General features: G+C 67.2%; 20 protein-coding genes, 1 tRNA gene and 1 pseudogene. 6 read left to right on the top strand and 16 right to left on the bottom strand.

Going from position 1 to position 25,706, the window contains the following annotated elements:
• Nucleotides 1–40 precede the first annotated feature (40 nt).
• The 7 genes from NQ036_RS12605 to NQ036_RS12580 form a co-directional block, all read right to left on the bottom strand.
• Nucleotides 41–859 (bottom strand): hypothetical protein, encoded by an 819-nt coding sequence (locus tag NQ036_RS12605; RefSeq protein WP_257059464.1) that lies wholly within the window; start codon nucleotides 857–859, stop codon nucleotides 41–43.
• A 174-nt stretch (nucleotides 860–1,033) separates the two neighbouring features.
• Nucleotides 1,034–2,659 (bottom strand): chaperonin GroEL, encoded by a 1,626-nt coding sequence (gene groL / locus NQ036_RS12600; protein ID WP_257047592.1) that lies wholly within the window; start codon nucleotides 2,657–2,659, stop codon nucleotides 1,034–1,036.
• A gap of 300 nt (nucleotides 2,660–2,959) precedes the next feature.
• Nucleotides 2,960–3,163 carry a cold-shock protein gene (locus NQ036_RS12595; RefSeq protein WP_257047591.1) on the bottom strand — a complete coding sequence of 68 codons (204 nt, stop codon included), beginning with the start codon at nucleotides 3,161–3,163 and terminating at the stop codon, nucleotides 2,960–2,962.
• 165 nt (nucleotides 3,164–3,328) lie between these two features.
• Complete coding sequence (locus NQ036_RS12590; RefSeq protein WP_257047590.1) at nucleotides 3,329–3,952, bottom strand: LytR C-terminal domain-containing protein; 624 nt, start codon at nucleotides 3,950–3,952, stop codon at nucleotides 3,329–3,331.
• Nucleotides 3,953–3,956: 4 nt separating this feature from the next.
• On the bottom strand, nucleotides 3,957–4,256 hold the full coding sequence (locus NQ036_RS12585) for a DUF3263 domain-containing protein (protein WP_257059494.1): 300 nt from the start codon (nucleotides 4,254–4,256) through the stop codon (nucleotides 3,957–3,959).
• Nucleotides 4,257–4,526: 270 nt separating this feature from the next.
• The gene (locus tag NQ036_RS15860) at nucleotides 4,527–6,425 is read right to left on the bottom strand and encodes a DUF222 domain-containing protein (RefSeq protein WP_373566593.1); all 1,899 of its coding nucleotides are present in this window, start codon (nucleotides 6,423–6,425) and stop codon (nucleotides 4,527–4,529) included.
• Between the two features lie 334 nt (nucleotides 6,426–6,759).
• Nucleotides 6,760–8,235: an aldehyde dehydrogenase family protein gene (locus tag NQ036_RS12580; protein ID WP_257047587.1), complete on the bottom strand. Its 1,476-nt coding sequence runs from the start codon at nucleotides 8,233–8,235 to the stop codon at nucleotides 6,760–6,762.
• A 193-nt stretch (nucleotides 8,236–8,428) separates the two neighbouring features.
• Between NQ036_RS12580 and NQ036_RS12575 the strand changes: the two genes are divergently transcribed.
• The gene (locus NQ036_RS12575; protein WP_257059463.1) at nucleotides 8,429–9,112 is read left to right on the top strand and encodes a uracil-DNA glycosylase; all 684 of its coding nucleotides are present in this window, start codon (nucleotides 8,429–8,431) and stop codon (nucleotides 9,110–9,112) included.
• Between the two features lie 39 nt (nucleotides 9,113–9,151).
• Here the strand turns inward: NQ036_RS12575 and NQ036_RS12570 are convergent, their stop codons facing one another.
• The 7 genes and pseudogenes from NQ036_RS12570 to NQ036_RS12540 all read right to left on the bottom strand — a co-directional run bounded on the left by NQ036_RS12570 (nucleotide 9,152) and on the right by NQ036_RS12540 (nucleotide 17,695).
• Nucleotides 9,152–10,753, bottom strand: a complete 1,602-nt coding sequence (locus NQ036_RS12570) for a threonine/serine exporter family protein (RefSeq protein ID WP_257059461.1) — start codon at nucleotides 10,751–10,753, stop codon at nucleotides 9,152–9,154.
• Nucleotides 10,750–12,024 carry an amidohydrolase gene (locus tag NQ036_RS12565; protein WP_257047582.1) on the bottom strand — a complete coding sequence of 425 codons (1,275 nt, stop codon included), beginning with the start codon at nucleotides 12,022–12,024 and terminating at the stop codon, nucleotides 10,750–10,752. The genes NQ036_RS12570 and NQ036_RS12565 overlap by 4 nt, the downstream gene beginning before the upstream one ends.
• A gap of 142 nt (nucleotides 12,025–12,166) precedes the next feature.
• Entirely contained in the window at nucleotides 12,167–13,606 is a 1,440-nt protein-coding gene (locus NQ036_RS12560) for an NCS2 family permease (RefSeq protein WP_257047581.1), read from the bottom strand.
• Nucleotides 13,607–13,694: 88 nt separating this feature from the next.
• Nucleotides 13,695–14,624, bottom strand: a pseudogene (locus NQ036_RS12555) (SPFH domain-containing protein); the annotation flags it as partial.
• Between the two features lie 107 nt (nucleotides 14,625–14,731).
• Nucleotides 14,732–14,808 (bottom strand) — tRNA-Thr (locus NQ036_RS12550).
• Between the two features lie 109 nt (nucleotides 14,809–14,917).
• Nucleotides 14,918–15,778 carry a DsbA family protein gene (locus tag NQ036_RS12545; RefSeq protein ID WP_257059459.1) on the bottom strand — a complete coding sequence of 287 codons (861 nt, stop codon included), beginning with the start codon at nucleotides 15,776–15,778 and terminating at the stop codon, nucleotides 14,918–14,920.
• Between the two features lie 138 nt (nucleotides 15,779–15,916).
• Nucleotides 15,917–17,695 (bottom strand): serine/threonine-protein kinase, encoded by a 1,779-nt coding sequence (locus NQ036_RS12540; protein ID WP_257059456.1) that lies wholly within the window; start codon nucleotides 17,693–17,695, stop codon nucleotides 15,917–15,919.
• Between the two features lie 119 nt (nucleotides 17,696–17,814).
• Between NQ036_RS12540 and NQ036_RS12535 the strand changes: the two genes are divergently transcribed.
• The gene (locus NQ036_RS12535; RefSeq protein WP_257059453.1) at nucleotides 17,815–19,353 is read left to right on the top strand and encodes a trehalose-6-phosphate synthase; all 1,539 of its coding nucleotides are present in this window, start codon (nucleotides 17,815–17,817) and stop codon (nucleotides 19,351–19,353) included.
• Nucleotides 19,337–20,260 carry a trehalose-phosphatase gene (locus NQ036_RS12530; RefSeq protein WP_257059450.1) on the top strand — a complete coding sequence of 308 codons (924 nt, stop codon included), beginning with the start codon at nucleotides 19,337–19,339 and terminating at the stop codon, nucleotides 20,258–20,260. The genes NQ036_RS12535 and NQ036_RS12530 overlap by 17 nt, the downstream gene beginning before the upstream one ends.
• Before the next feature lie 13 nt (nucleotides 20,261–20,273).
• Here NQ036_RS12530 and NQ036_RS12525 read toward each other — a convergent pair whose 3' ends face one another.
• The gene (locus NQ036_RS12525; RefSeq protein ID WP_257059448.1) at nucleotides 20,274–21,338 is read right to left on the bottom strand and encodes a LacI family DNA-binding transcriptional regulator; all 1,065 of its coding nucleotides are present in this window, start codon (nucleotides 21,336–21,338) and stop codon (nucleotides 20,274–20,276) included.
• On the bottom strand, nucleotides 21,335–22,330 hold the full coding sequence (locus tag NQ036_RS12520; protein WP_257059445.1) for a LacI family DNA-binding transcriptional regulator: 996 nt from the start codon (nucleotides 22,328–22,330) through the stop codon (nucleotides 21,335–21,337). The genes NQ036_RS12525 and NQ036_RS12520 overlap by 4 nt, the downstream gene beginning before the upstream one ends.
• A gap of 142 nt (nucleotides 22,331–22,472) precedes the next feature.
• On the opposite strand from NQ036_RS12520, the gene NQ036_RS12515 reads away from it, so the two are divergent.
• The 3 genes from NQ036_RS12515 to NQ036_RS12505 all read left to right on the top strand — a co-directional run bounded on the left by NQ036_RS12515 (nucleotide 22,473) and on the right by NQ036_RS12505 (nucleotide 25,524).
• Nucleotides 22,473–23,189: an ATP-binding cassette domain-containing protein gene (locus NQ036_RS12515; RefSeq protein ID WP_257059442.1), complete on the top strand. Its 717-nt coding sequence runs from the start codon at nucleotides 22,473–22,475 to the stop codon at nucleotides 23,187–23,189.
• 18 nt (nucleotides 23,190–23,207) lie between these two features.
• Entirely contained in the window at nucleotides 23,208–24,011 is an 804-nt protein-coding gene (locus NQ036_RS12510) for an SDR family NAD(P)-dependent oxidoreductase (protein WP_373456773.1), read from the top strand.
• 169 nt (nucleotides 24,012–24,180) lie between these two features.
• Nucleotides 24,181–25,524, top strand: a complete 1,344-nt coding sequence (locus tag NQ036_RS12505) for an MFS transporter (protein WP_257059439.1) — start codon at nucleotides 24,181–24,183, stop codon at nucleotides 25,522–25,524.
• The last annotated feature ends 182 nt before the right edge of the window (nucleotides 25,525–25,706 follow it).

Here is a 25,706-nt window from a genome sequence, read left to right as displayed (position 1 = left end):
CAAAGGGGCCGGGGCGAAGATCCCAGACCGGGCAGAGGGGCTAGAACAAGTCTCCGAAGTCCATATCCCCACCGAAGTCCCCACCGCCGAGGTCTCCGCCCATATCGGCTCCGCCGGTGATGTCCTGACCGAAGTCACCGTCGGCCATCATCTCCTGCTGGTCCCAGCCCATCGGGCCGAAGGCGTGTCCCATACCGCCCATGAGCATCGCGCCCATCAGTACCCCTGGCAGCATGCCCGAACCGGCATAGCCGTTGAAGTAGCCGCGGTTGTACTGGGCGTAGGCGGGGCCCGCCTCCCAGTAGGCGCGCCGGGAATAGCCATCCGCCCCCGGTACCTTGCGCACGGCGGGTTCGGCGCCCACTGCCAGGCGTTCGGCATCGGCCGCGCATACCGGCACGGGACGCAACCGCCCACCCGCCGGAGCCCAGTCGACGTCTTCGACGCTTGGGCCGTGCTGGGGGTTGAAGAAACAGGGTGGGCGACGCACTGGCAGTGGCCTGCCCTCGACCCTGGCGCGCACGCAGCTGGCGGCGTAGCGGCCGTCCTCCAGCGCCTGCGTCACATGCGCGATGTCCTCGGGCCGTTGTACCGCCTCCAGAGTGTTCTTGGCGGTGTCGTAGGCTTCCAGAGCCCGCTTGTAGTCCTGCCTGCCACCTTCGTCCAGTTGGACGCCCGCGGTGACGATGTCAAGATCTGCGACTAGTTCGCCGAACTGGGTGACATCCTCTTCAGCGGTCCGCCTGACCATGTCGAGTTCTTCGGCCTGCTGGGCCACCCGGCGCTGCTTCTCCTTGTGCGACGACCAGAAGAACCCCACGCCGATGATGGCGAGGATGAGGAGAAAGACAAACCCCATGGATACTACTCCCGATACAAGCTGATTGATCCGACGCCTTCAATTATGGAGTGGGAGTCTGTGCGCGCACTGAAACCCTGCTGTCCCCGGACCGGGTAGAGCCCTGGAAGACAACCGGCGGCGCACCCTGTGATCGGGGTGCGCCGCCGGTTGTCGGTACTGGGTGGATCGGACTCAGAAGTCCATGCCGCCCATGCCGCCTGTCGGATCCGCGGCGGGGGCCGCGGGTTCCGGCTTATCGGCCACGACGGCCTCGGTCGTCAGGAACAGGCCTGCGATCGATGCCGCGTTCTCCAGCGCGGAACGGGTGACCTTGACCGGGTCGTTGATGCCGGCTCCCAGCAGATCCACGTACTCGCCGGTCGCGGCGTTGAGGCCGTGTCCGATGGGCAGCGTGCGGACCTTTTCGGCCACGACGCCGGGCTCCAGGCCCGCATTCGTCGCGATCTGCTTGAGCGGGGCCTCAATGGCGACCTTGACGATCGCAGCACCGGTGGCCTCGTCGCCGGTCAGTTCGAGCGTGTCGAACGCCGAGGCGCCCGCCTGGATCAGGGCAACGCCGCCGCCGGCGACGATGCCCTCTTCCACAGCCGCCTTCGCATTGCGCACCGCGTCCTCGATGCGGTGCTTGCGCTCGTTGAGCTCGACCTCGGTGGCGGCACCGGCCTTGATGACGGCCACGCCGCCGGCCAGCTTGGCCAGGCGCTCCTGGAGCTTCTCACGGTCGTAGTCGGAGTCGGTGTTCTCGATCTCCGCACGGATCTGGGCCACGCGGCCCGCGATCTCCTCGGAGTCGCCGGCACCTTCGACGATCGTCGTCTCGTCCTTCGTGATGACGACCTTGCGGGCGGTGCCCAGCAGATCCACGGTGGCGTTCTCGAGCTTCAGGCCCACCTCTTCGGCGATGACCTGGCCACCGGTGAGGATGGCGATATCGGCCAGCTGCGCCTTGCGGCGGTCACCGAAGCCCGGTGCCTTGACGGCCACGGACTTGAAGGTGCCACGGATCTTGTTGACCACCAGAACCGCCAGGGCTTCGCCCTCGACGTCTTCGGCGATGATCAGCAGCGGCTTGCCCGACTGCTGGACCTTCTCCAGGACGGGCAGCAGGTCCTTCACATTGCTGATCTTCGAGTTGGCGATCAGGATGTAGGGATCCTCCAGAACGGTCTCCTGGCGTTCCGTATCGGTGACGAAGTAACCGGAGATGTAGCCCTTGTCGAAGCGCATGCCCTCGGTGAGCTCCAGCTCCAGGCCGAAGGTGTTCGACTCCTCGACGGTGACGACGCCTTCCTTGCCGACCTTGTCGATCGCCTCGGCGATCAGCTCACCGATCGCCGGATCGCCGGCGGAGATGCCCGCGGTGGCTGCGATCTGTTCCTTGGTCTCGATTTCCTTGGCGGAGTCGAGCAGGGTCGCGGTCACGGCCGCGACAGCCTTCTCGATGCCCCGGCGCAGGCCGACCGGATCGGCTCCGGCTGCGACGTTGCGCAGGCCCTCGCGGACCAGCGCCTGGGCCAGGACGGTGGCGGTCGTGGTGCCGTCACCTGCGACGTCGTCGGTCTTCTTGGCGACTTCCTTGACGAGTTCCGCGCCGATCTTCTCGTACGGATCCTCGAGCTCGATCTCCTTGGCGATGGACACACCATCGTTGGTGATGGTCGGTGCGCCCCACTTCTTTTCCAGCACGACGTTGCGGCCGCGCGGTCCGAGCGTGACCTTGACTGCGTCAGCCAAGGTGTTCAGACCGGTTTCGAGGCCACGACGCGCTTCTTCGTCGAATGCAATGAGCTTTGCCATGGTGGCTAGCGTCCTCCCTGTACGGGGTGGATTGTTGAACCCTCATCGCCGGCGCCCGCGACGGCCGACTACTGAATGCCTGTTTCCCTTCCACAGACACCCGCAGCCACTACCCACGATGATGGCTTTCACCACCTATAGATTTAGCACTCTCACCGGGAGAGTGCAAAATCCTGGCCGCGGAACGCGCTCGATTTCGCCGCGGGATGAAAGCGTGAATGACCAGTGGGGCGGAACATCCCCAGGATGTTCCGCCCCACACGGTTCAGCGGGACCGAAAGTCCGGTGATCGACCGTCGATCACAGCGGCGTGACGTTCTCCGCCTGCGGACCCTTGCTGCCCTCACCGATCTCGAACTCAACGGCCTGGCCCTCGGCAAGCGACCGGTATCCGTCCATCTGGATCTGGGTGTGGTGGACGAAAACGTCGTCGTCAGCGCCGTTGACGGTGATGAAACCGTAGCCCTTTTCGGCGTTGAACCACTTGACTGTGCCTTGCGTCATGATGACTCCATTATTGCTCTGATACAAGCCGCACGGTCAGGATCGGCCGCACGACGGTGTCCACCATAGTTCACCCGTAGGGCCATTACCCGTCGGTGGCGGCTTTTATGACAAAGCTGCAATGAGACTGCCGGATTGTTGCGAAATCGTGTGGGAGCCGCCCTGTCACTCAGCCAGATCGGTACAGAGAAGAACTGCCAGATCAGTGCTGAAACGGGTCGACTGTTTGGTCTCCGTGGCGCCGATCTCCTCGGCCAGGGTCTGCGCGGCCTCCTCGTTCGAGGACTCCTTGTAGTACACGGTTGTGCTCTTCGACGCCGAGGACTGGTTGCCCGTCGAGGTGACCGTCCACCCCCGGTTCTCCAGGGTCGACTTGAGCTTGGCGGCAGCCCCGGTCTTGCCCGAGGCATTGAACACCCCGACCTCGATATCCGACTTGTCGACGTCCGAGTCCCCGGTCGCCGTGGGTTCGGACGACTCACCGGAGGTCGGCGCGCTCGATGCCGATCCCCCCTGTGACTTCTCGTCCTTACCGTCGCCGTCCTTGCCGTCATCGCCCTGGGTCGCATCGGCGGCGGCGCCCTGTTCCGCGACCGTCTCCGGATCACCGGCGGAGCGCTTGATGATGTTGATCGTCCCGCCGACCAGCAGGAGGGCGACGATGGCCAGGACGGTCACCAGGGTGATCGCCGCGCCCTGGCTCAGGGGGCCTGCGGGGCGGCGGTGCGCACCCTTCTTCGACACCGGTTGCAGGTTGTCGAACTCGTCCTCGGGATACTGATGCGTCATGTTCCTACTTTGCGATTCGGTGGGCGGCACGGCCGTGCTGTCGGGTGTCACGGATCCGGCGCAGCCGTTTGATCAGAATGGGATCTGCGATGTAGGCGCGGGGGTCGTCGAGCAGTGCGCCCAGGGCTTGGAAGTAGTCGGCCGCACCCAGGTCGAAACTTTCCCGGATGGCCCTGTCCTTAGCTCCGGAGTACACGGGCCACTGCGCTTCGAACTCGAGCACCGCGGCTTCGAAGTCCGTCAGCCCACTGCACGCTGCCGCGCCGTGGGTGCTCTCGGCTTGAGTGTTCTCGGCTTCGACCATCACACCTTCCTCCTTCGTCCCCGATAGTTTAACCGGCCCGAGGCTGCCCGCCCCTCAACCACACGGTTCTGGGAATGTCCATCAGCCAACGATCAGGGAAAGTACCCACAGCCAGGGGAAGGTTGGAGAAGAAGTCGGGGTAACCTGCACTAGTCGTGAAATCACTAGTCATGAAATAAAGAGACCACGGAGCTGACGGGCAACCCCTGTGCTGTCTATTCCAGGTTGATTTCTGCGAGCTGCCCGTTTGAGACAGCCTGCTTACCCAGTTCAGAAGGGTGGGACGTCGGTGTTGTCCGTGTCCTTGTCTGAGGCAGTGTAGGACCCGTGAGTGCCCCACGGCGTGCCAGAACCCGGTGCCCCGGACGAACCAGGCAAGCCCAGTGAATCCGATGCTCCCGACGGATCGGGTGGATCGGGTGGATCTGCTGCTGCATTCCAGTCAGGTGGGGAGAAATCCGCAGGCACCCACACCGGCGGTAGACCCTCCGCATTCCGTGCGGCACTGATATCGGTCAGGGCAGCCGTGAACCGGGAATGGAATAGGGGTCGCTGTTCGATATCTATATGCCGGGGTGGAATCCACGCCGGCAAACCACCAATCAACTCGGCCCTCCACCCATGCTGGTCATGCCACGTATGGTGGAACCGGCACGCCAACGTCAGGTTCGCCACCGTCGTGGGTCCACCAGTGGACCAGGGGATCATATGGTGGGCATCACACCACCCCACCGGCATATCACACCCCGGGAACGTACACCCCCGATCACGAGCAGCAATCAACTCAACCTGCCGCCGCGTAGCAAACCGACTAGCACTCCGAACCGTGACTTCCCGGGCACCCGGCTGGTTGGCCTGGAAATACACGAGCGCGCACGGAGACAGTGACTCCAGATCTTTGATCTGGATGGGACCGGCAGTGGACTCCACCTCCGCCTTCCCCTGCGCATACTCTTCAGCAGTCGCCGTAACCACCAGAGCCATCCCCGCACCCTGCGGACCCGAACCCGCAGCCCGATCAATCAAGGTCGCGAACATGTCATGCCGCCTGGCCCCATCGGGCCGCTCCCGATACCCAAACGGATGATCCGCCCGCGTCGTGGGCCGGCCATCAACCGTCACCGCGCTAGCCGGCAGGTCACAGCCGGGTTCATCGAGCCCAGCCCCGGGTTCAGCTCCGCCACCGGGCACCCCCGCGCCCTCTCCCCAAACCGTGTCGGCAAGAACCGCATCCAGTCCACCGACCTCAGTAACCGTGCCCGCACCCGCTCCCGTCGCGTCCTCCACCGGCGCTCCGGGTTCCTGCCGATTCGTCAAGAGCCCATGCAATTTCCCACCCGTCACCGGATCCAATAGACCCGTCAGATTCCACGCACCATTCCTCCGCGGAGTCACGGTCACGTGATACTCATCAACCAACGGTGGAACCTCGGCGAAGCGTCCATCGGGATCCAGGTAGGCTCGAATCCGCGTACCCAGGACACGAATCTGGTCCACATCAACACTCGGCACCGTGTCCACGAGTAGTCTCTCGGCCGTGGCGTGGTGGACGTGCCGGACCTGGCGGGGGATTTTCTCGATCTCCCGGATTACCGCCTGCGCCTGATCCACCGACACACCCCCGTCCGCCAGGGCGAGGGCAACATGGGGGTAGGCCGGTTCCAGGCGGGCACCCGTTAGAGACCGGCCGGCACCGATCGCGCGTGCGAACCGCACCCGCCGCCTCGCGGTCGCCCCATCAATCCTCAATAGGCGAGTCAACAGGGCAGGAAGAGTCTTCGCACCATAATCAACAGTGGGCACCTCGTGTTCGGCCCGCGCCAGAACAGCAGCCTCGGTCGAGGTGGTCACGCGGGTGAGGTGTTCGATTCCCTTGAGCACCAGGAGCAGGTCGGAAGCGTCAAGGCTGGGATCCGTGCCCACACCGGCACCCAGACCAGTGAGGGCCTCAGCCGCAACAGCGAGTTCCGGAGCGATCTCCTGTAGACGCTCCCAATCTTCAGAAGTCAAAAAGGGGTCAGCCGGACGGGCGAACACCCCGGTACCATCGACCGAGTCCTGTTCCTGAGCCGGACCACCTCCCGACAGGCCCTGACGGTTTCCGGACGAGCCTACGGGTTCATCCGGATCGGGGGAGCCAGCGCGTGGGAGGGTGGAATCGATGGTCATGTTCTCTCCCCTCCTCCTGTACCGGACCCGGGTCCGGACGTTGCTGTCATAAGCCGCACTGAGTATTCAGCGCACGCGTGTTGTGACTGTGTCGGGGAAGACGAGCCGTAAAACCTGACGGGACTTTGCTGTCCGATTCGGGTTTCCTGACCTACCTCAAGTGTAGCGCGAGTCACTCATGAAGGGAAGGGTTTATTCGAAACTGGTTTCCGATGTTTGTTGAGTAGCGCTCGTCTGTTTCGGTGGTAGCAGATGCGCTGGGTGGCATCAGGAACGAAAGAGCCCCGCCGCTACCAGCTGTTGCCAGTAACGACGGGGCTCGAACTCCCTACGCTCAGTCCCGGGGTGCGATGTGGACGTTGATCTGCTTGATCTGTGTGAAGCCCTCCAACATGCCCTCCAGGGATGCCTCGCGGCCGAAGCCCGAGGTCTTCATCCCGCCGTAGGACTGACCGACGATCTGCGGGCCACCCTGGTTGACCTGCACCCAGCCGGACTCGATCGCATCCGCCACACGCAGGGCGCGGTCCACATCGTGGGTGAACACATAGGCCGCCAAGCCGTAATCGGAGTCGTTGGCCATCGCCACGACCTCCTCCTCCGTGGAGAAGGGGATGACCGACAGGACCGGGCCGAAGATCTCCTCGCGGCTGGTCTGCCAGTCGTTCTTGGCCTTGGAGAAGATGACCGGCGCATGGTAGAAGCCGGGTTCGCCGACCTCCATGTCGGCCTCGCCATCATAGGCGATGTCGACGCCGGGCATCGACTTGCCGATCTCGATGTAGTTCGTGATCTGGTCGAACTGCTTCTGGTTGATCACGCAGCCGATGTCCGTGGACTCCTCCCGCGGATCGCCGACCTTCATCTGCGCGACCTCGGCGACCAGCTTGGCCAGGAAGTCATCGTAGATGTCCTCGTGCAGGAACAGCCGCGAGCCCATGGTGCAGGACTGTCCCTGGCGGGCGAAGCGGGTGGACAACAGCACCTGGGACAGCGTGTAGTCGTCGTTCGAATCGGGGAACACGATATTCGGGCTCTTGCCGCCGAGCTCCATCGAGGAGTGCGCCAGCCGGGCGCCGGCGACTTCCGCCACGTGCTTGCCCACGCGGGTCGAACCGGTGAACGAGACCTTGTCGACGTCCGGGTGGGTGGTCAGGGCCTCGCCGATCACGGAGCCCTTGCCCGTGACGACGTTGAGCACGCCGGCGGGGAAGATGTCGCCGATGATCCTGGCCATCTTGAGGATCGTCAGAGGTGCGTCCTCGGCGCATTTGAGGACGAGCGTATTGCCCGCCGCCAGGGCGGCCGGGGTCTTGAAGGCCGCGATCATCAGCGGCGAATTCCACGGCAGGATGCCCGCGACGACGCCCAGGGGCACCCGGCGGGTGAAGTGCAGCTGGTCCGGCGCCGTGGGCAGCACATCGCCCTTGACCTCGCCCGCGACACCTCCCATATAGCGGAACAGGTCGACCAGGATGGTGGTCTCCGGGCGCGCCTGGGTGCGCAGTGCGTTGCCGGTGTCGACCGAGGTCAGCTGTGCCAGCTCCTCGGCGTGCGCCTCGAGCGCGTCGGCGGCGCGCACCAACAGCTTCTGGCGTTCCTTGAAATGCAGGGCGGACCAGGCGGGGAATGCCGCCCTGGCCGCTTTGACCGCCCGGTCCGCGTCGGCATCCTTGCCTTCGGGGACCGTCGCGATGACGACGGTGCGATCGATCGGGGTGATGACATCGGCCCGGGTGCCGTCGACCGCGTCGACCCATTCGCCGCCGATGTACATCTGCCAGTCCTGCTTGACCGGGAAGTCGGCCATGACTCGTCTCCTCTCAGCGGGCGCCCGTGCGCCCGGATGTTCTGTGAGCGGGCCCGTCCGGACCCGGCGGGGCCGGGGATGGGACCCACCTCTCAGACTAGCCGGATCACAGTGGCCCGCGCCACGCCGCGGGCCCGTCCACGACACGGCACCGGCGCACACGGCCTGTGCACACGGCCAGTAGGCTGGGCGTATGGACGATGCCCCCTTGGACAACATCATGGCCCCCGATTGGGCCCGTGCACTGGCCCCGGTCGCCGAGCGGATCCATGCGATGGGCGACTTCCTGCGCGCCGAGAACGCCGCCGGCCGGGGCTATCTGCCGGCGGGAGCGAACGTGTTCCGCGCCTTCCGCGCTCCTCTGGCGGACGTCCGCGTGCTCATCGTCGGGCAGGACCCCTATCCGACCCCGGGCCATCCGATAGGCCTGTCCTTCGCGGTCGATCCACACGTCAGGCCGATCCCCCGGTCGCTGAACAACATCTACCGGGAGCTGAACGACGATCTGGGTATCGCCCCGGCCGCACACGGCGATCTGTCCGCCTGGAGCGAGCAGGGCGTCATGCTGCTCAACAGGTGCCTGACCGTGCGCCCCGGTAAGCCCGCGTCTCATCGGGGCCGTGGCTGGGAGGCGATCACCGATGCGGCGATCGCCGCGCTGGTGGAGCGCGGGGGCCCACTCGTGGCGATCCTGTGGGGACGCGATGCACAGTCCCTGGCCCCGCAGCTACCGGGCGTCCCGACCATCACCTCGCCCCATCCCTCGCCGCTGTCGGCCTCCCGCGGGTTCTTCGGCTCTCGGCCCTTCAGCCGGGCGAACGGACTGCTGGAGCAGCAGGGCAGCGCGCCGATCGACTGGCGGGTGGACAGGGGCTGAGGCCCGTGCCGGACGCCGCTGCGGGCCCGCATGCGCCGTTCAGGCCGAGGTGGCCGGTTCCGCTGCCTGCTGCCGGTATTCGGTGATCCGCTTGCGCAGATGACTCTGCAGCGGTGCGCAGATGAAGCCGCCGAGCACGGCGCCCACCGCCAGTGCCGCATTCGTGGCGACTGCCAGGAACAGCGCCGACAACCCCGAGGCGACCGTGACCGAATCGCTGCCGACCATGTTGTAGGCGGCAGAGAAGATCGACAGGCCGGCCAGCAGCGGGTAGAGCGCGGGGATCAGGTAGACGATCGAAGCGGTGCGCCTCCAGATCGCCACGGGATAGGCCAACACACCGACGACCAGCGAGCTGATGAACGAGTTCGCCACGCCGGTGATGCCCAGGCCGCCCAGACCCCAATTGCACAGGAATCCGACCATGCCGATGGCCGCGGCGGGCAGGATCACCCGCTTGGAGGCCTGCATGCCCACCGCTCCGGCTGCCGCGACGACCCCCGAGGCCGCCAAAGAGGCCAGCACCGTGCCCAGCCCCGTGAGCGCACTCGAGTCGATGAGCACGTCGATATCGCGCAGGTTCATGGCAGCGGCCAGGGACAGCCCTGCGGCGATCCCCGAGACGATTCCCGCGAAGGTCATGAACACGCCCACGAACTTGCCCGCAGCGGTCAGCGGGAAACTCGTCAGGGCGTCCTCGACGGCCGCCAGCAGGCTCTGAGTGGGCAGCAGCAGGACGATGCCCGCCGCCACCAGATACTGCGGGCTGGAGACCAGACCGAAGTTCCAGGCGACCGTCGCGACCAGGGTCGCCAACAGGGACTGCCCCGCGGTGATGAAGAAGCCGGGCACACCGGTCCGGCCCAACAGCTTGCCCACCCCGTCGAACACGATGGCCATGATGAAGCCCAGGGTCATCGAGATCGGTCCGCCACCCACCAGGATGGTGAACGCCCCGACCAGGGCCGCCCAGGCACCGGTGATGAACCATTCCGGATACGGCCGCGGCTGCCGCCGGATGGCATCGAGGCGGGAGCGCGCCGTATCGAAGTCGACCTTGCCATCGACGATATCGGCGATCAGGGCGTGTAGGGAGGAGATCTTCGCATAGTGCAGGGACTCGTCGCGGGTCACCCGCACAACGGTCAGCAGTCGGCCCTCCGGGTCCGCGTAGTGGACCGTCAGCGCCCCCGAGGTCAGGTCGATCTCGACATTGGGCAGGCCCAGCGCGGTGCACACCGCGATGACCGCGATCTCCACGTCCTTGGAGCCCGCACCCGCGCGCAACAGCATCCGGCCGGTGTCGACGGCGAAGTCCAGGATCATCCTGGCCTCGTCCTCGTTCTTCGCCTGTGGCTGCACCGGAGCCTGATAGGCGGTCCCCTTGAGCCGGGCCACCAGCGGGATCGGCTGGGTGGTGGGGTCCGGATCGGTGACGATCCGGTCCACCGCCCGGCGGGCTATCCGCTCGGCGGCACGGCGTTTGCCACCGGCGGTCTGCGGGGCAGCATGGGCCTGGGCCGAGCCGCGCAGCAGCTGCTGAACGCGCTTCCTGCTGCGCGCCCGCTCTGCCCTGGCCTGACGCTCTGCTTCCCGCTCGGCCGCCGTCTCACCGGCTTCTGACTGCGGCCGGTCGGTCACGGCACGTTCACGAGGGTGGGACCGTAGGGATCTGCGACATCGGCGGCGCCGGTGGCGTCGTTGTGCGTGTAGACCTGCCGGCCGTCGATGAAGACCCGTTCGACGCGCGAGAGCACGTCCAGCGGATCGCCCGACCAGACGACGACATCGGCATCGGTGTCAGGTGCCAGGGAACCCAGTCGGCCCTCCAGGCCGAACATCAGCGCCGGGTTGATGGTCAGCGCCTGCAGCGCCGTGTCGCGTGGCAGTCCCTCCTTGACCGCCAGGGACGCCTCGTGGATGAGGAAGTTGATGGGGATCACCGGGTGGTCGGTGGTCAGCGCGATCCGCACGCCGGCGGCCGCGAGCGCGGCCGGCGTCGACAGCGTCCGATTGCGCAGTTCGACCTTCGACCGGCTGGTCATCAGCGGCCCCACGATGCAGTCGACGCCCTCGGCGGCCAGGAAGTCGGCGATCCGGTGGCCCTCCGTGGCATGGTTGATCACGACCCGGTAGCCGAATTCCTTGGACAGCCGGATGGCGGTGGCGATGTCGTCGGCACGGTGGCAGTGCTGGTCCCAGGCGAGTTCGCCGTCGAGTACCTGGACCAGCGTTTCCTTGCCCAGGTCCCGGGTGAAGGGCTTGCCCTCGGCCTCTGCGTACTCCTTTGCGGCCCTGTAGTCCTGAGCGGCGGTGAACGCCCTGCGCAGTTCGCGCGCCACGCCCGTGCGCTTCGAGGGTTCCTTACCCTGGTTGCCGAAGAAGCGCTTGGGGTTCTCCCCCAGCGCCGACTTCACCGACAGGTCCTGGCTGATGAGCATCTCGTCGACGATCCGGCCCCAGACCTTGACCGCCGCGGAGCGCCCTCCGATCGGATTGGCCGAACCCGGCTTGATCAGAGCTGCGGTCACCCCGCCGCGCAGGGCGTCCTTGAAGCCGATGTCATCGGGGTTGATCCCATCGAGCGCGCGCAGTCCGGAACCGTCCGGGGTCATCGATTCGTTGGTGTCGTCACCGGCGTCGGGCACTCCGTCCTCGTCGATGCCGATGTGCCCGTGGGCCTCGAACAGGCCGGGCGTCACGTACTTGCCGGTGGCGTCGATCGTCTGAGTGCCCTCCGGTGCGCTCAGGGTACCGACCGGGCCGTAAGCGGCGATGCGGCCGTCGACGAGCAGCACATCGCCGGTTGCCAGCGCCTCGACAGGCCGGCCGGCGCGGTCGGCGATCGGCAGGACTGTCGCGCCGGTGAGCAGGACGGGTGTGCGGGAAGGAACCGGAACCGGGTTGTACATGTGAACTCCTTGGTAGATGAACGGCCGCGGACGGACCTTCTGCCGGACGGGAGCGAGGTCCCGCCCAGCACTACGATAACGAGTCAGTCGGGGTGGCGCCTGCATGGCCGGGGTGTTTCCCCTGCCAGGACCGGCCCCGGGCTCAGGACAGAACGGCCTCCAGCGGACCGGAGACGAAGTAGACGACGAAGATCGCGGCGGTGACGTACATCAGCGGGTGGACTTCGCGCCCGTGCCCGCGCAGGAGTTTGATGACCGAGTAGCTGATGAAGCCCGCCCCGATCCCGTTCGTGATCGAGTAGCTGAAGGGCATGAGCACGATCGTCATGAACGCGGGGATCGCGATCTCCACGTCGGTCCAGTCGATGTCGGTGACCTGCTGCATCATGAGGAAGCCGACGAGCACCAGGGTAGGGGCCGCGGCCTCGGAGGGGATGATGCCGGCCAGCGGGGCCAGCACGATCGTCACCAGCAGCAGGCCGCCTGTGATGATATTGGCAAGGCCCGTGCGGGCGCCCTCGCCGGCACCCACCGTCGACTCCACGAAGGCGGAGTTCGCGCTGGTCCCGCCCAGCCCGCCGCCGATCGCGCCGAGCGCATCGGCCACGAGGATCCGCTTCGTGCGTGGGATCTCACCGACTTCATCGTAGATCTTCCCGGTCTTGGCCACGCCCACCATGGTGCCCAACAGGTCGAAGAAGTTCGTCAGCAGCAGGGTGAACACGGTCAGGATCGTCACCACAACACCCACGTGGTCGAAGGACCCCAGCAGGTTGAACCGCCCCAGGACGGACAGGTCGGGCAGGCTGAACCAGTTCTGGTTCAGTGCCGGAACGGTCAGGCCCCATCCGGTCGGGTTGGCGATTTCACCGTCGTCGCCGGTCTTGGGCCCGATGGAGAAGACCGCCTGGAGCACGATGGCCAGCACGGTGGCGCCGAGGATCGAGTACAGGATCGCACCGCGGACCTTGGCGGCCCACATGACGAACAGTGCCAGCAGTGCGAGGACGAAGACCAGGATGGGCCAGCCGGACAGGAAGCCGCCCTGTCCCAGCTCCAGGCCGTTTCCGCTGCCCTTGTGGATGAAGCCCGCGTTGATCATCCCGATGAGCGCGATGAACAAACCGATACCCACACTGATCGCGGTCTTCAGCTGTGCGGGAACGGCGTCGAAGATCGCCTTGCGGAACCCCGTGAGGACCAGGATGAGCAGGATGACGCCCTCGATGACCACCAGGCCCATGGCATCGGCCCAGGTCATCCCGGGGATCGTGACGACCCCGTAGGTGATGAAGGCGCTCATCCCCAGCGAGGACGAGACCGCCATCGGGAAGTTCCCCAGCAGCCCCATGAGGATGGTCAGCACCCCGGACACCAGGGATGTCGCGGCGGCGACCGCTACGGTGTTCGGCTCACTCCCACCGCCTAAGTAGGCGCCGGTGGAATCCTGGGCTGTGCCGATGATGATGGGGTTGAGAACGACGATATAGGCCATCGCCAGGAAGGTCGCCAGACCACCCCGGAGTTCCTGGCCGACGGTCGATCCGCGCTTGGTGATCGCGAAGAAACGGTCGAGAATCATTCCTCAGGAATACCATGTGCGCCGACTGACTGTCAGCTGCAAGTCCCCGGATGTGATGGGATTCGCCCTCCGGGGCCCCATCACCTCAGGATTCGCGTGCGGCCTGGGCCGTGAGCAGGGTGTTGCGGATCTCCTTGTTCAGTTCGCCCAACGAACCCGGGTTCGACGGCAGCAACAGCACATTCGACTTCCCATTGCGGGCCACGTCCTGCATCGTGTCGAAGTACTGGGTCATCAGCAACAGCTGTTCGGCGGTGTCCTCGATACCCACCTGCTTGAGCATTTCGTACTGCTCGGCGATGCCCATGGCGATCGCCTTGCGCTGGGCCGCCACGCCCTCGCCCTGCAGCCGCTTGGATTCCGCCTCGGCCTCGGCCTGTGTCACCCGCTTGATTTTATCGGCCTCCGCCAGGGCCTGGGCGGCCACGCGGTCGCGCTGAGCGGCGTTGATCGAGTTCATCGAATCGCGCACCCGCGAGTCCGGCGAGATGTCGGTGACCAGGGTGTTCACGATCCGGAAACCGTAGCGGGCCATCGACTCCGAGAGCCGGTGTTCGACGCTGGTGGCGATATCGTCCTTCGATTCGAATGCGGTGTCCAGGGTCAGCGTCGACAACGAGGAGCGCACGGTGTCGAAGACATAGGAGCGGATCTGTTCCTCCGGGTTGGCCAGGCGGTAGTAGGCGTCGACGACGCTCTCCTCCGCCACGACGTACTGCACGGCCACCGGGACCATGACGAAGACATTGTCCTTCGTCTTCGTCTCGATGTTGACCTCCAGCTGCTGGACCCGCAGGGAGATGGGCCGGGTGGTCGTCTCGACGAAGGGCATCTTGGTGTTCAGGCCCGGTTTGGCGACTTTCTGGAACTTGCCGAAGCGCTCGACGATGACATTCTCCTGCGTGTGCACCGTGAAGAAGATACTGGTGCGCAGGCCGCTGAACAACAGGATCGCCAGCACCACCACGACGACGACGATGACGACCAGGATGACGATGAGTAGGGCTAACGGGTCCATGACCGGCTCCTTTGCATTGGGCGGACTGTCGTATATCCACCCTACGGGAAAGGCCGCCCCATGTCTGCGCGGGTGCGCACTCTGCCACTGTGTGCACAGGTGCGAGGTGGAGCCCCCAGTCGGATTCGAACCGACGACCCCCTGTTTACAAGACAGGTGCTCTGGCCAACTGAGCTATGGAGGCGGGGCGCTGCCGGATAACCGGAAGCGCACCGACTAAACGATCATAGAGCACCGGGTGGGCCGGACGCCATTCGGCCCGACCCGCCCAGTGCCCGCACGACCGGGGTGGTTCAGCCGCGGGCCACGGCCTCGGCGAACTTCGAGGGGTCGGACCAGTCGCTGATGTCATTGCCGTTGACCTGGATCCGCGGGGTCTGCGTCAGCCCATCGTTCAGGGCGTCCTGCGTGGCCTTGCCGACGTACTTGCCGAAGGTCTGGTCGGTGATGCACTGGGAGACGGTCTTCTCCGGGTCCGTGGCCAGCTTGGCGTCCAAGTCGATGCCGCCCTTCTTGACCATGGCCTTCAGCTCATCATCGGTCTTGCCGTTGCTCTGCTCCTCCGGCTGTTCGGCGAACAGCGCCTGGGCCATTTCAGGGAACTTCCCGCCCTGACCGGAGTCCACGGCGCAGTAGGCGGCGTTGGTGGCGCGGGTCGAGTACTTATTGCCCAGCGACTGGTCGTCCAGCAGGCCCAGCGGGTAGTACTCCAGCGCGATCTTCTTCTCGCCGGCCCACTTGATGAGGTTGGCGCCATTGGTCTGCTCGAAGCTGTTGCAGGCCGGGCACTGGAAGTCCATGAAGACCTTGACCGTGGGCGCCGAATCCGGAATGCCACTGTCCTTGAACGGGGTCAGACCCTCCGGCACGTCCTTGCCGTCGGCATCCTTGGGGGCGACGGCCTTGAAGGTGTCCTTGCCGTCGGGGGCGACCGCGATCATTCCGCCGGCCATCGCCTTGGGCGAGTCGACCGGGGCGTTCGAGCGCACGACCAGGACTGTGACGACGACGATCACCGCGACGATGACCACGGCGAAGCCGGAGTACAGGAGTGTCTTCGCGGTCTTGTCCCGCTTCGCCTGGGCCGCGGCGATCTGCCGTGCCTTTTCACGCGCGGCCTTGCGACGATCGTCGGCCGAGGAGTTCTTTGCCATTGTCCCTCACGATGAGTGGTTGTTTGATCGGTGGACGGCCGGAACCGTCCGCGCACCATCATACGGGGGCCGGGTGGGCCCGAGGATCAGCGAATACTCATACTTGTTGAACCTGCAATCATTTTGTGGCCCGTGCCTCTACCGCAAGCCGCCCTGTGCCAGATTCGCCCATTCCAGCGGATCCACGGTCAGGGGCCACCAGTACACGGTCTCATCGCTGAGCCCGGTGACCGCGGCGACCAGCGCGAGCACCAGCAGCACCACCGTGACGATCCCCTGTGCCCAGGGGTTGCCGGCGGTTATCCCGCGCGCCAGGCCCGCGGATCCGCTGCGCAGATTCCTGCCACCGGGTCCCAACCAGAGCACCACCCCGCCGGTCACCCCACCGGCCAGCAGTGCTGCGTGTTCCCCCGTGCCGCCGGGCAGCCAGTCGACTATTCCCAAGCTCACCAGTACGGTCACCGCGCCGGCGGCCAGGACGGGCAGGATCATACTGAGCGCCGAGGTGAGAACCGCGACGACGAACCCGCCCGGCACCCCTACGAAGTCGCCGATCCCGGTGCGCCCCGGGGGGCCGTAGAAGGATGCGCGCCTGATCCGGCGGGCCACCACTCCGGCGGCGGGCCGGGCCAGCAGCTGCCAGGCGTAGGCGGCCAGCAGCACGATGACGGGCGCCGTGGCGCTCAGGCACACGGCCAGCACGGCCAGGGCGAAGACCATCCAGCCCCCGCTGGCCCTGGAGGGGCGCGGTTGCGGCCGGTACTGCTGCCCGGCGCCATAGGGTTCGCCCCGGCGATACGGCTCGGACTCCCCCGGCCAGGGCCGGCTCGGATCGGACACCGGAACCGTCCGGTAGGGCTCGATCCCGGGTGCCGGCGCGCCCCATCGTCCGGGTTCGACGGGTCCCCCGGGTTCGGCACGGGCTACGGGCTCGGCATGGCCGGTCGGATGGTACGCGGGCCCGACCGGCGCCTGTGCGACCCGGGTGGGCGGTTCGGCCGGCATCACCCGGGTGGCGGCGGGGACGACACGGGTCGCGGCCGTGTTCCCCGGCACCCCGGATCCGGCCCCGGACCCGGGCAGCACAGTGGTGGGCGCATCCGCGGCGACCGGGAGGACCGGCATCTGCCCGGCCTCGATGTCGACCAGTGCGGAAAGAATCTGGGCGGCGGCCGGGCGGGCGGCCGGATCCGGGTCGAGGCATGCGGTGAGCAGCGGCACGAAGCGCGCGGGCACGCCGTCGAGCTGGGCACGGCCCATCGCCACTCTCCCCAGTACGGCTTCCAAGGGTCCGGATCCGAAGGGATTGCGACCACTCGCGGCGAAGGCCACGGTGGCACCCCAGCCCCACCAGTCCGTCGCGGGGGTGGCCGTGTGCCCGTCTGCCAGTTCCGGACTGAGATAGCCGGGTGTGCCCATCACCAGGCCCGTCGCCGTGACCTGGACGTCGTCGGCGGCCTGGGCGATGCCGAAATCGATGACCATCGGTTCGCCGTCTGCGATCATGACATTGGCGGGTTTGAGGTCGCGGTGGACGACCCCGGCCGCGTGCACGGCCTCCAGGGCGTCGAGCAGGGCATGGCCGAAGTGGACGAGTTCCGCCTCGTCGAAGGGTCCGTGGGACCGCACATCGGCCGACAGCGTCGGGCCGGCGACGTACTGGGTGACGATGAAGGGCCGTTCCGCGTCTAGTTCGGCATAGTAGACCTCGGCGATACGGGGATGACGGATGCGGCGCAGGGTGCGCACCTCGCGGGCCAGACGTGCCCTGGCGGCCACGTCTCCGGCGATATAGGGGTGCAGCACCTTGATCGCCACCGGCTGCCCGGCCCGGTCGTAGCCCAGGTACACCACGCCCATGCCACCGGAGCCCAATTCGCGCTCCAGGCGGTATCCGCCGATTTCTGTCAGTACCATTCCACATACGCTACCGGCGAAGTCTGACACGACTCTTAGACCCGGCCCGCCGGGCTGCGACCGGCGCGGGACTTCCGGGCGCCGACAGGAGATAATGGTCACAGACGAAAGGTGCACACATGGTCCGTCCCACAGACAGCTACACCACCGAGCCACATCGCGTCGACCCGCCCACCCAGGGCGCCGACTTCGTGGTCGTGGCCAACCGGCTCCCGGTCGACCGCGACACATCGGCGGATGCCGATCCCGCAGACGGTCCCGTCTGGCGCACCTCCCCCGGCGGCCTGGTCACCGCGGTGATGCCCGTGATGCGGGCCCGCGAGGGCGCCTGGATCGGCTGGGCGGGCACCGCCGACGAACTATTCGACCCCTTCGACTTGGACGATATGCACCTGGTGCCCGTGCGGCTGGGCACCGAGGACATCCACAACTACTACGAGGGCTTCTCCAACGCCACTCTGTGGCCGCTGTGCCACGATGTCATCGTCGCCCCGGAATATCACCGCACCTGGTGGGATTCCTACGTCCGCGTCAACCACCGCTTCGCCGCCCGGGTGGCGCTCGAGGCCGCGCGCGGGGCGACCGTGTGGGTGCAGGACTACCAGCTCTTCCTGGTCCCGCAGATGCTGCGCGCCATGCGGCCGGACCTGCGCATCGGCTTCTTCCTGCACATCCCGTTCCCACCCTGGGAGATCTTCTCCCAGCTGCCCTGGCGTTCGGCGATCCTGCGCGGCATCCTGGGCGCGGACCTGGTGGGCTTCCAGCGCCCGGCCGATGCCGCGAACTTCCGCCGTGCCGTGCGCATCAAGTTGGGTATGACGACGAAGGACGACGTCATCCGGATCCCGGCCGTCCCTGGCACCGATGAGGACGATCCGGGCACACCCATCCGCTATGCCGTGGCCAGGCACTTCCCGATCTCGATCGACACCGCCGACCTCGAGGCCCAGGCCGCCGACCCCGCGACCATCGCCAGAGCCGCGCAGATCCGCGAGGAGCTGGGCGACCCCCGGATCCTGATGCTGGGGGTGGACCGGATGGACTATACGAAGGGCATCCGGCACCGCCTCAAGGCGCTCGAGGAGCTGCTGGGCGATAAACGGATCTCGAACGAGGACATCACGTTCATCCAGATCGCCACGCCCAGCCGGGAAAGACTCGACGAATACCAGCAGATCCGCACGGACGTGGAGCTGGCCGTCGGCCGGATCAACGGGGAGTACTCCTCCTTGGACAATCAGGTGGTCCACTACTTCCACCATTCCTATCCGCGGGAGGAGATGACCGCCTTCTACCTGGCCGCCGATGTCATGCTGGTCACCGCTCTGCGCGACGGCATGAACCTGGTCGCCAAAGAATACGTGGCGTGCCGGACGAACAACGACGGGGTGCTGGTGCTCAGCGAGTTCGCCGGAGCCGCCGACCAGCTGCGACAGGCCGTGCAGGTCAATCCGCACGACATCACAGGCCTCAAGGACGCGATCCAGCTGGCCACCGAGATGCCCCTGAAGGAACAGCGCAAGCGGATGAAGCCGATGCGCGCCAAGCTCGGCCACGAGAACGTCCAGGCCTGGTCCCAGGAATTCCTCGACGCACTCGACACCGTCGCCGACACCCAGGACGAGCTCTCGGAGCGGCTGCATGACCGCCGCGGTTGAACCCCTCGCGCTCGACGCCGCGGGAACGACGCTCAGGTCCCGAACACTGAACGCGCTGGCCACGACCCCGCGGCTGCTGGTCGCCCTCGATTTCGACGGGGTCCTGGCGGAACTGGTCGACGACCCCCTGGACAGCCGGCCGCTGCCGGGCGCACACCGGGCCCTGGCCCGGTTGGCCGAACTCGACGACACCTATACCGCCTACATCACCGGACGTGACCTGGCCGGTCTGCGCCGGGTGGCCGATCCGCATCCGGCCGCCCTGCTCATCGGTTCCCATGGCGCCCAGACCGATCTGAGCGGCTTGGGCGAACCCGCCGATGCCCCAACGTCCGGGACCGGCGGCGCGACGGCGTCCGGGGCCGGCGGGCCGGAGGGCTCCGGCGAGCTGCCCCAGGACCGCGAGGCGGGACTCCTCGCCCAGCTCGACGAAGTACAGGACGAGCTCGTCGGCATGCGGCTGCGCGCCGGTCTGTCCGCCGACTGGCGGGTCGAGGTCAAACCCCTCTCCCGGGTGTTCCACACCCGGGGTGTCGACCCCGCGCAGACCCGCTGGCTCCACACCGGGCTCAGCGAGCGGCTGGACGGCCTGCCCCTGCGCCGGGTGCCGGGCCACGACATCGTCGAATACGCGGTCCGCCACAGCACGAAGGGCGGCGGGCTCGACCGGGTCATCGCGGCCACCGGCGCCACCGGCGCACTCTACGCGGGAGACGACGTGACGGACGAGGACGCCTTCGCCCATCTGTCACGGGCCGTGGCCGGCTCGGATCTGCCGGTGCGCCTCGGGGTGTCGATCAAGGTGGGGCCTGGCCCCAGCGCGGCCGGGCGCCGACTGGCCGACCCGCCGGCCGTCGCCGGGTTCCTGGGGGATCTGGCCCGCCTCAGGGCGCAGCGCGTCGGCTGAGCCCACAACCGGCTCAGCGTCTGCGCAGCGGCGCCTCCGAGCGGCGCAGCACCAGGTCGGGGATGACGACCAGCGGTCGTGTGTGAGTCGTTGCGCTGAGCTCGCGCACCGCGGACTCGGCAATGATGCTCCAGGGAAACGCCAGCTGGGTCATCGGCGGGTCCAGCACCGCGGCCTCGGGCATCTCCCCCACCGTGACCACGGAGACGTGCTCGGGCACCCGCAGGCCCCGCCGCCGCGCGGCCTCGAGCACGCCGAAGCTCAGGGCCGGAGCACAGCTGATGATGGCGCTGACTCCGCCGCCCAGCAGTTCATCGGCCGCCCGGGTTCCGGCCAGGAGAATGGGCTGGGCCCGGGTGACGGGCGCCTGATCGCGCGAGGCCATGATGTGCAGCCCCGCGGCCAGTTCCCGCCTGAACGCCCCGACCAGGGTCGCCGACCCGGGCGCCTCCGGCACCGCCAGGCCGATCCGGGTGTGCCCCAGCTGGATCAGGTGACCGACCGCAGTGGCGACGCCGGCCGCCCGGTCCAGCGCGATCGCCCCGGCGCTGGGCGTCCCCGCCTGTTCGGTATCCCCCTCCTCGCCGGCCGAACCGATGCGCACCGTGGGGATTCCCAGCTCTCGCACCTGCAGGGCGTACTCCGGCGGCACCGCATCGCCGATCAGGATCGCCCCTGTGGCACCCGCCTCGCGCAACATCCCAGGCCGCCAGGGAAGATCCGTGCCGATGTAGACCTGCAGGGCGATCCGGCCGGCCACGGACAGGGTCCGCACGAGCTCCTGCTGCAGTTGCTCATAGGCGTCGACCTCGGCTGCCAGCGGGCGCCGCTGGACGAGTGCGACGGGGCCGGGACCGGTCGCCGCGGCCGGCGCGCCCTCGGCCACGCCCAGAGCGCCCAGCGCCACGTGCACGGCCCGCCGGGCCCGCTCGCTGGGCCCGGGCAGTCCTCGCAGCACGCGCGACACGGTGGCCGGCGACAGTCCCGAGGCTGCGCCGATCGCGGCCAGGGTGGGTCGGCCTGCGCGGGGGCCCCCTCCCCCGGCCCCCTGCGACGGATTGGTCTGGGCCGGGCTCATCCGCGCAGCACCGCCGCCGAGGATTCGCGCGCCATCAACTGGGGCCGAAAGTTCGGCGGCACGGTGGCCGCCGACAGCCCGGGCAGACCCAGCAGCCGGCCGGTGCTGCCGGCCAGCGCCCCCGCCAGCCCCGCGATGTCGAAGGCGAGCATCGTCGTCGCCGGGCCCGTGAAGCGATTGGTCAGTGCGTCCCCGAAACCCACCACCGACAGGTCCCTGGGCACTCGCAGGCGATGGCGCCGCATCGCCTCGAGCGTGCCGTGCAGCTGGAGGGACCCCTGCACGATCACGGCCGTACAGCGCTGTGCGTGCAGCCGGGTGGCCGCCTCGATCCCGCCGGAGAACGACCGGGGCGCGCGTGCGATCCAGGTGGGCGCATCCGCGTTGTATCCGCGCACCGGATGTTCGGCCACGAAGCGGGAGGCCAGCAGTTCGGCCAGGTCTCCGGCGTCATTGCAGATCAGGCCGATCCGCCGGTGGCCCAATGCTCCCAGGTGTTCGAAGGCCAGGCTCAGCCCGCCGGTCAGGTCCAGCCTGGCGGCCACCAGATCGGCGTCGACGGCTCCCGGCCCGGGCGGGAGAAGGGGTTGACGCGATTCGTTCAGCCGGATGACGGGCACGTCGACGTCCAGACTGGTGAAGGTGGGGGTGACCACGGCAACGACCCCTGCGGCGATCGCCTGCTGCAGCCCCCTGTCCTCGGCGTCGAGGAAGACGGGCACCACCGCGGCGCCGGCGCCCTGCAGATGGGCTGAGACAGTACGGCAGACCTCGGACTGCCAGTGTTCGGGGGCTGCAGGGGCTGCAACCGCCACGAGTCGGGCGACGCTCGGTTCGAGCAGGGTCGAGCGGTGGTAGCCGGTCGCCGTAAGCGCCGCCATGACCCGCTCACGGGTGCCGGCCGCGACGGTGCCGCGCCCGCCGAGGACGCGCGAAACGGTCGTCACCGACACCCCGGCGGCGCGTGCGACGTCTTCCAATCCGACCCTCATGCTCTAAGTCTACGGAGCCCCTGGCGACCCGCGCGGGTCGCCTGGGCGGGCCGACCGGCGGGTGTTGACGTACAAGACGGATGAACCCCTAAAATGAGATATAGATAACATTTCAAGACGTGCCTGGATGGGAGGTCGGTCGATGGCGACGCTGCTGGCCAGAGCCCTGGAGCACCGCTACCCCCATCAGCCGGCACCCGGCCTCGCCGGGGTGGACCTCGACATCGCCGAGGGGGAAACGGTATGCGTCGTGGGCCCGCTGGGCAGTGGCAAGACCACCCTGTTGCGCATCCTCTCCGGGGCCGAACCCCGGCACAACGGCCGGGTGCTCATCGACGGGGAGGACGTCACCGGCCTCGACGCCGAACACCGCGGGGTCAACCGCGTCTTCGACCGGCACCGCCTCTATCCGCATATGACCCTGGCGGAGAACCTCTCCTTTCCCCTCCTGCTCTACGGAGTCGGCCGGGAACGGGCCAGGGAACGGGTCCTGGCGGCCACCACCCGGTTGGGAATCGTCGAGCACCTCGACCAGCGGGCCTCGGGTCTGGGCCCGGAGCTGCTGCCCCACGTCTCGGCCGCCCGTGCCCTGGTCGCCCGCCCCCGGATACTGATAGCCGACGATCCGCTGCGCAATCTGGCGCCGGACGAACGGAGCCGGACCGCAAAGACGCTGGCGCTCATCCTGCGCCGGATGGGCCTGACCACCGTCTACGCCACGACCGATGCCGAAGAGGCCCTGGCCCTGGGCGGTCGGATCGTGCACCTGGACTCCGGCCGGATCGTCTCAGGACACGACACCGCTGTCCTGCCCGCAACTGCGGGCACTAGGCTGGCGGAGAACAGGCAAAGACGCTAGACAACGAAAGGCATGCAGATGAGCCAGTCGGCCTCAGATCTTCCCAACATCCACGGACTCTTCGACCTCACGGGCAAGCTGGCGGTCGTCGTCGGCTCGGCCTCCGGACTGGGTCAGGCGACCGCGATCGGACTGGCGGACGCCGGGGCCGAGGTCGTCTGCGCCGATCTCAACGCCGAGGGCGCCAGGGAGACCGCCGGAATCATCGCCGCCCGCGGCGGTAAGTCCCACTACGCGGGCGTCGACGTCACGGACACCGCCGAGGTCCAGCAGTTGGCCGATACCTATTCCCAGGCGGAGATCCTGGTCACCACGCCCGGCCTGAACGTCCGCAAGCGCGTGCTCGACACCGTCGACGATGAGTTCGACCGGGTGATCGACATCAACCTCAAGGGCACCTACCGCCTGATGAAGGCCTTCGGCGCGCATATGGCCGCAGCCGGACGGGGCTCGCTCATCGCCTTCGCCAGCTTCCGTGCGCTCGTGATCGAACCGGGGCAGGGCCTTTACGCCGCGGCCAAGGCCGGTGTCGTGCAATTGGTCAAGACGCTGGCCAGCGAGCTGGGCGGCACCGGAGTGCGCGCCAATGCGATCCTGCCCGGTCCCTTCGACACACCGCTGACCGCGCAGATCAAGCAGGATGCCAAGTGGTGGAACGCCTATGCCGACAAGGCGGCCCTGGGCCGCTGGGGCGAATTGCACGAGATCGCCGGCCCCGTGCTCTTCCTCTCCAGCGATGCCGCCAGCTACGTCACCGGTCATTCGCTGCTGGTCGACGGTGGCTGGATGGCCCAGGACGGCCGGTTCACCCCGGACGTCTGAGCCCCCGGTTCCGCCCGAGGCGACCGGCCCCCTGGCGGGCCGGTCGCCTCGGGCGTTCCACAGCAGTCCGAACTGTGAGATTTGCGGGCTCGAATAGCTTCGCCCAGGGATTTCTGTGATCTAATGAAGCGCATTGTCAGGATCACATCCCCTAGATCTGGAGCTCTCAATGGCGACGGCGATCAGCACAGACGACGCTCTGCGCAAACGCACTCTGAAAAAGGTCACATGGCGGCTCGTGCCGTTCCTGGGCCTGCTGTACTTCATCAACTACCTCGACCGGACGAACATCGGATTCGCCGGGCCCGGGGGCATGTCCGAGGACCTGAAGCTGAGCGCAACCGCCTTCGGCATCGCCTCCGGCGTGTTCTTCATCGGCTATCTGCTGCTCGAGGTGCCCTCGAACATGGCGCTGCACAAGTTCGGCGCCCGCCGCTGGATCGCGCGCATTCTGGTCAGCTGGGGCATCATCGCGGCCCTCATGTCCTTCGTCCCCTCGGCCGGCTGGCTCTACACCGCCCGTTTCGTCCTGGGCATCGCCGAGGCGGGATTCTTCCCCGGCATCATCCTCTACCTGACCTACTGGTTCCCCAAGCGCGAACGTGCGAAGGCCACCGCGCTGTTCATGCTGGCCATCCCGCTGTCCACGGCGCTGGGATCGCCCGTCTCCGGTCTGATCATGGCCCACGGCCACGAGGCCTTCTTCGGCCTGGCCGGATGGCGCTTCATGTTCCTCCTCGAGGGCGTGCCCGCCATCATCCTGGGCATCATCTGCTGGTGGTTCCTGACCGATCGGCCGCGCGAGGCCAAATGGCTGGCCGCCGATGAGCGCGCATGGCTGCAGCGCCAGATGGACGATGAGGAGGCCCTGACCGCCTCCGAGTACCACGTTCCGGCCTGGAAATCCCTGGCCAGCGGTCGGGTCTGGGCACTGGCCCTGGTGTACTTCGGCATCGTCTACGGCCTCTACGCCATCAGTTTCTTCCTGCCTTCGATCATCTCGGACTTCAAAGACCGCTTCAACACCGATTTCTCGATCGTCGAGGTCGGGCTGATCAACGCGATCCCCTTCGCCTGTGGTGCGCTGGTCATGTGGTTCTGGGCCAGGCACGGCGATAAGACGGGTGAGCGCGTCTGGCACGTGGCCATCCCCACGCTGATCTCGGCGGTGGCCATCCCGATCACCACGTTCATGAATTCGCCGTTCACCACCATGGTGCTCGTGTCGATCTTCGCAATGGGTGTGATGTGCGGCCTGGCGACCTTCTGGCCGCTGCCCACCGCCTTCCTGTCCGGGGCCGGAGCCGCCGCCGGCGTCGCCCTGGTCAACTCCATCGGCAACACCGCCGGCTTCTTCGCCCCCTACATCACCGGCTTCGTCAAGACGACCACCGGCTCGTCCAACGGCGGCATGTGGGTGATCGGCGCCGCCATGCTGATGGCTGCGATCATCGTCATCGCTCTGGGTGCCCTGCCCAAGAAGAAGAACGGGCTGGACGTACCACAGGGCTGAGCGAGGACCAGCCTCGACCGAGGCCTCTCCACATCGCATACGGAAACCTGCAGGGCCGCTCTGTGTCAAGCTGTGTGGAGTCACTCGGGCTAGTTTCTGACTGCTTCGTGCTCCGGCAGGTTGATACCCACGACGTGGGGCGGCTTCGGAGTCACCGGACGTGACTTGAAGCGTCCCCGGTG

The organism is Brevibacterium sp. 91QC2O2, assembly GCF_024580695.1.
GTDB lineage: Bacteria > Actinomycetota > Actinomycetes > Actinomycetales > Brevibacteriaceae > Brevibacterium > Brevibacterium moorei.
This window is presented reverse-complemented; position numbering and strand designations above follow the sequence as displayed.

What these genes read in the sequence shown, in the direction of transcription:
- NQ036_RS12605 (WP_257059464.1), bottom strand. Translation starts at nt 859, where the DNA reads ATGGGGTTTGTCTTTCTCCTCATCCTCGCCATCATCGGCGTGGGGTTC.
- groL (WP_257047592.1), bottom strand. Translation starts at nt 2,659, where the DNA reads ATGGCAAAGCTCATTGCATTCGACGAAGAAGCGCGTCGTGGCCTCGAA.
- NQ036_RS12595 (WP_257047591.1), bottom strand. Translation starts at nt 3,163, where the DNA reads ATGACGCAAGGCACAGTCAAGTGGTTCAACGCCGAAAAGGGCTACGGT.
- NQ036_RS12590 (WP_257047590.1), bottom strand. Translation starts at nt 3,952, where the DNA reads ATGACGCATCAGTATCCCGAGGACGAGTTCGACAACCTGCAACCGGTG.
- NQ036_RS12585 (WP_257059494.1), bottom strand. Translation starts at nt 4,256, where the DNA reads ATGGTCGAAGCCGAGAACACTCAAGCCGAGAGCACCCACGGCGCGGCA.
- NQ036_RS15860 (WP_373566593.1), bottom strand. Translation starts at nt 6,425, where the DNA reads ATGACCATCGATTCCACCCTCCCACGCGCTGGCTCCCCCGATCCGGAT.
- NQ036_RS12580 (WP_257047587.1), bottom strand. Translation starts at nt 8,235, where the DNA reads ATGGCCGACTTCCCGGTCAAGCAGGACTGGCAGATGTACATCGGCGGC.
- NQ036_RS12575 (WP_257059463.1), top strand. Translation starts at nt 8,429, where the DNA reads ATGGACGATGCCCCCTTGGACAACATCATGGCCCCCGATTGGGCCCGT.
- NQ036_RS12565 (WP_257047582.1), bottom strand. Translation starts at nt 12,024, where the DNA reads ATGTACAACCCGGTTCCGGTTCCTTCCCGCACACCCGTCCTGCTCACC.
- NQ036_RS12560 (WP_257047581.1), bottom strand. Translation starts at nt 13,606, where the DNA reads ATGATTCTCGACCGTTTCTTCGCGATCACCAAGCGCGGATCGACCGTC.
- NQ036_RS12545 (WP_257059459.1), bottom strand. Translation starts at nt 15,778, where the DNA reads ATGGCAAAGAACTCCTCGGCCGACGATCGTCGCAAGGCCGCGCGTGAA.
- NQ036_RS12540 (WP_257059456.1), bottom strand. Translation starts at nt 17,695, where the DNA reads ATGGTACTGACAGAAATCGGCGGATACCGCCTGGAGCGCGAATTGGGC.
- NQ036_RS12535 (WP_257059453.1), top strand. Translation starts at nt 17,815, where the DNA reads ATGGTCCGTCCCACAGACAGCTACACCACCGAGCCACATCGCGTCGAC.
- NQ036_RS12530 (WP_257059450.1), top strand. Translation starts at nt 19,337, where the DNA reads ATGACCGCCGCGGTTGAACCCCTCGCGCTCGACGCCGCGGGAACGACG.
- NQ036_RS12525 (WP_257059448.1), bottom strand. Translation starts at nt 21,338, where the DNA reads ATGAGCCCGGCCCAGACCAATCCGTCGCAGGGGGCCGGGGGAGGGGGC.
- NQ036_RS12520 (WP_257059445.1), bottom strand. Translation starts at nt 22,330, where the DNA reads ATGAGGGTCGGATTGGAAGACGTCGCACGCGCCGCCGGGGTGTCGGTG.
- NQ036_RS12515 (WP_257059442.1), top strand. Translation starts at nt 22,473, where the DNA reads ATGGCGACGCTGCTGGCCAGAGCCCTGGAGCACCGCTACCCCCATCAG.
- NQ036_RS12510 (WP_373456773.1), top strand. Translation starts at nt 23,208, where the DNA reads ATGAGCCAGTCGGCCTCAGATCTTCCCAACATCCACGGACTCTTCGAC.
- NQ036_RS12505 (WP_257059439.1), top strand. Translation starts at nt 24,181, where the DNA reads ATGGCGACGGCGATCAGCACAGACGACGCTCTGCGCAAACGCACTCTG.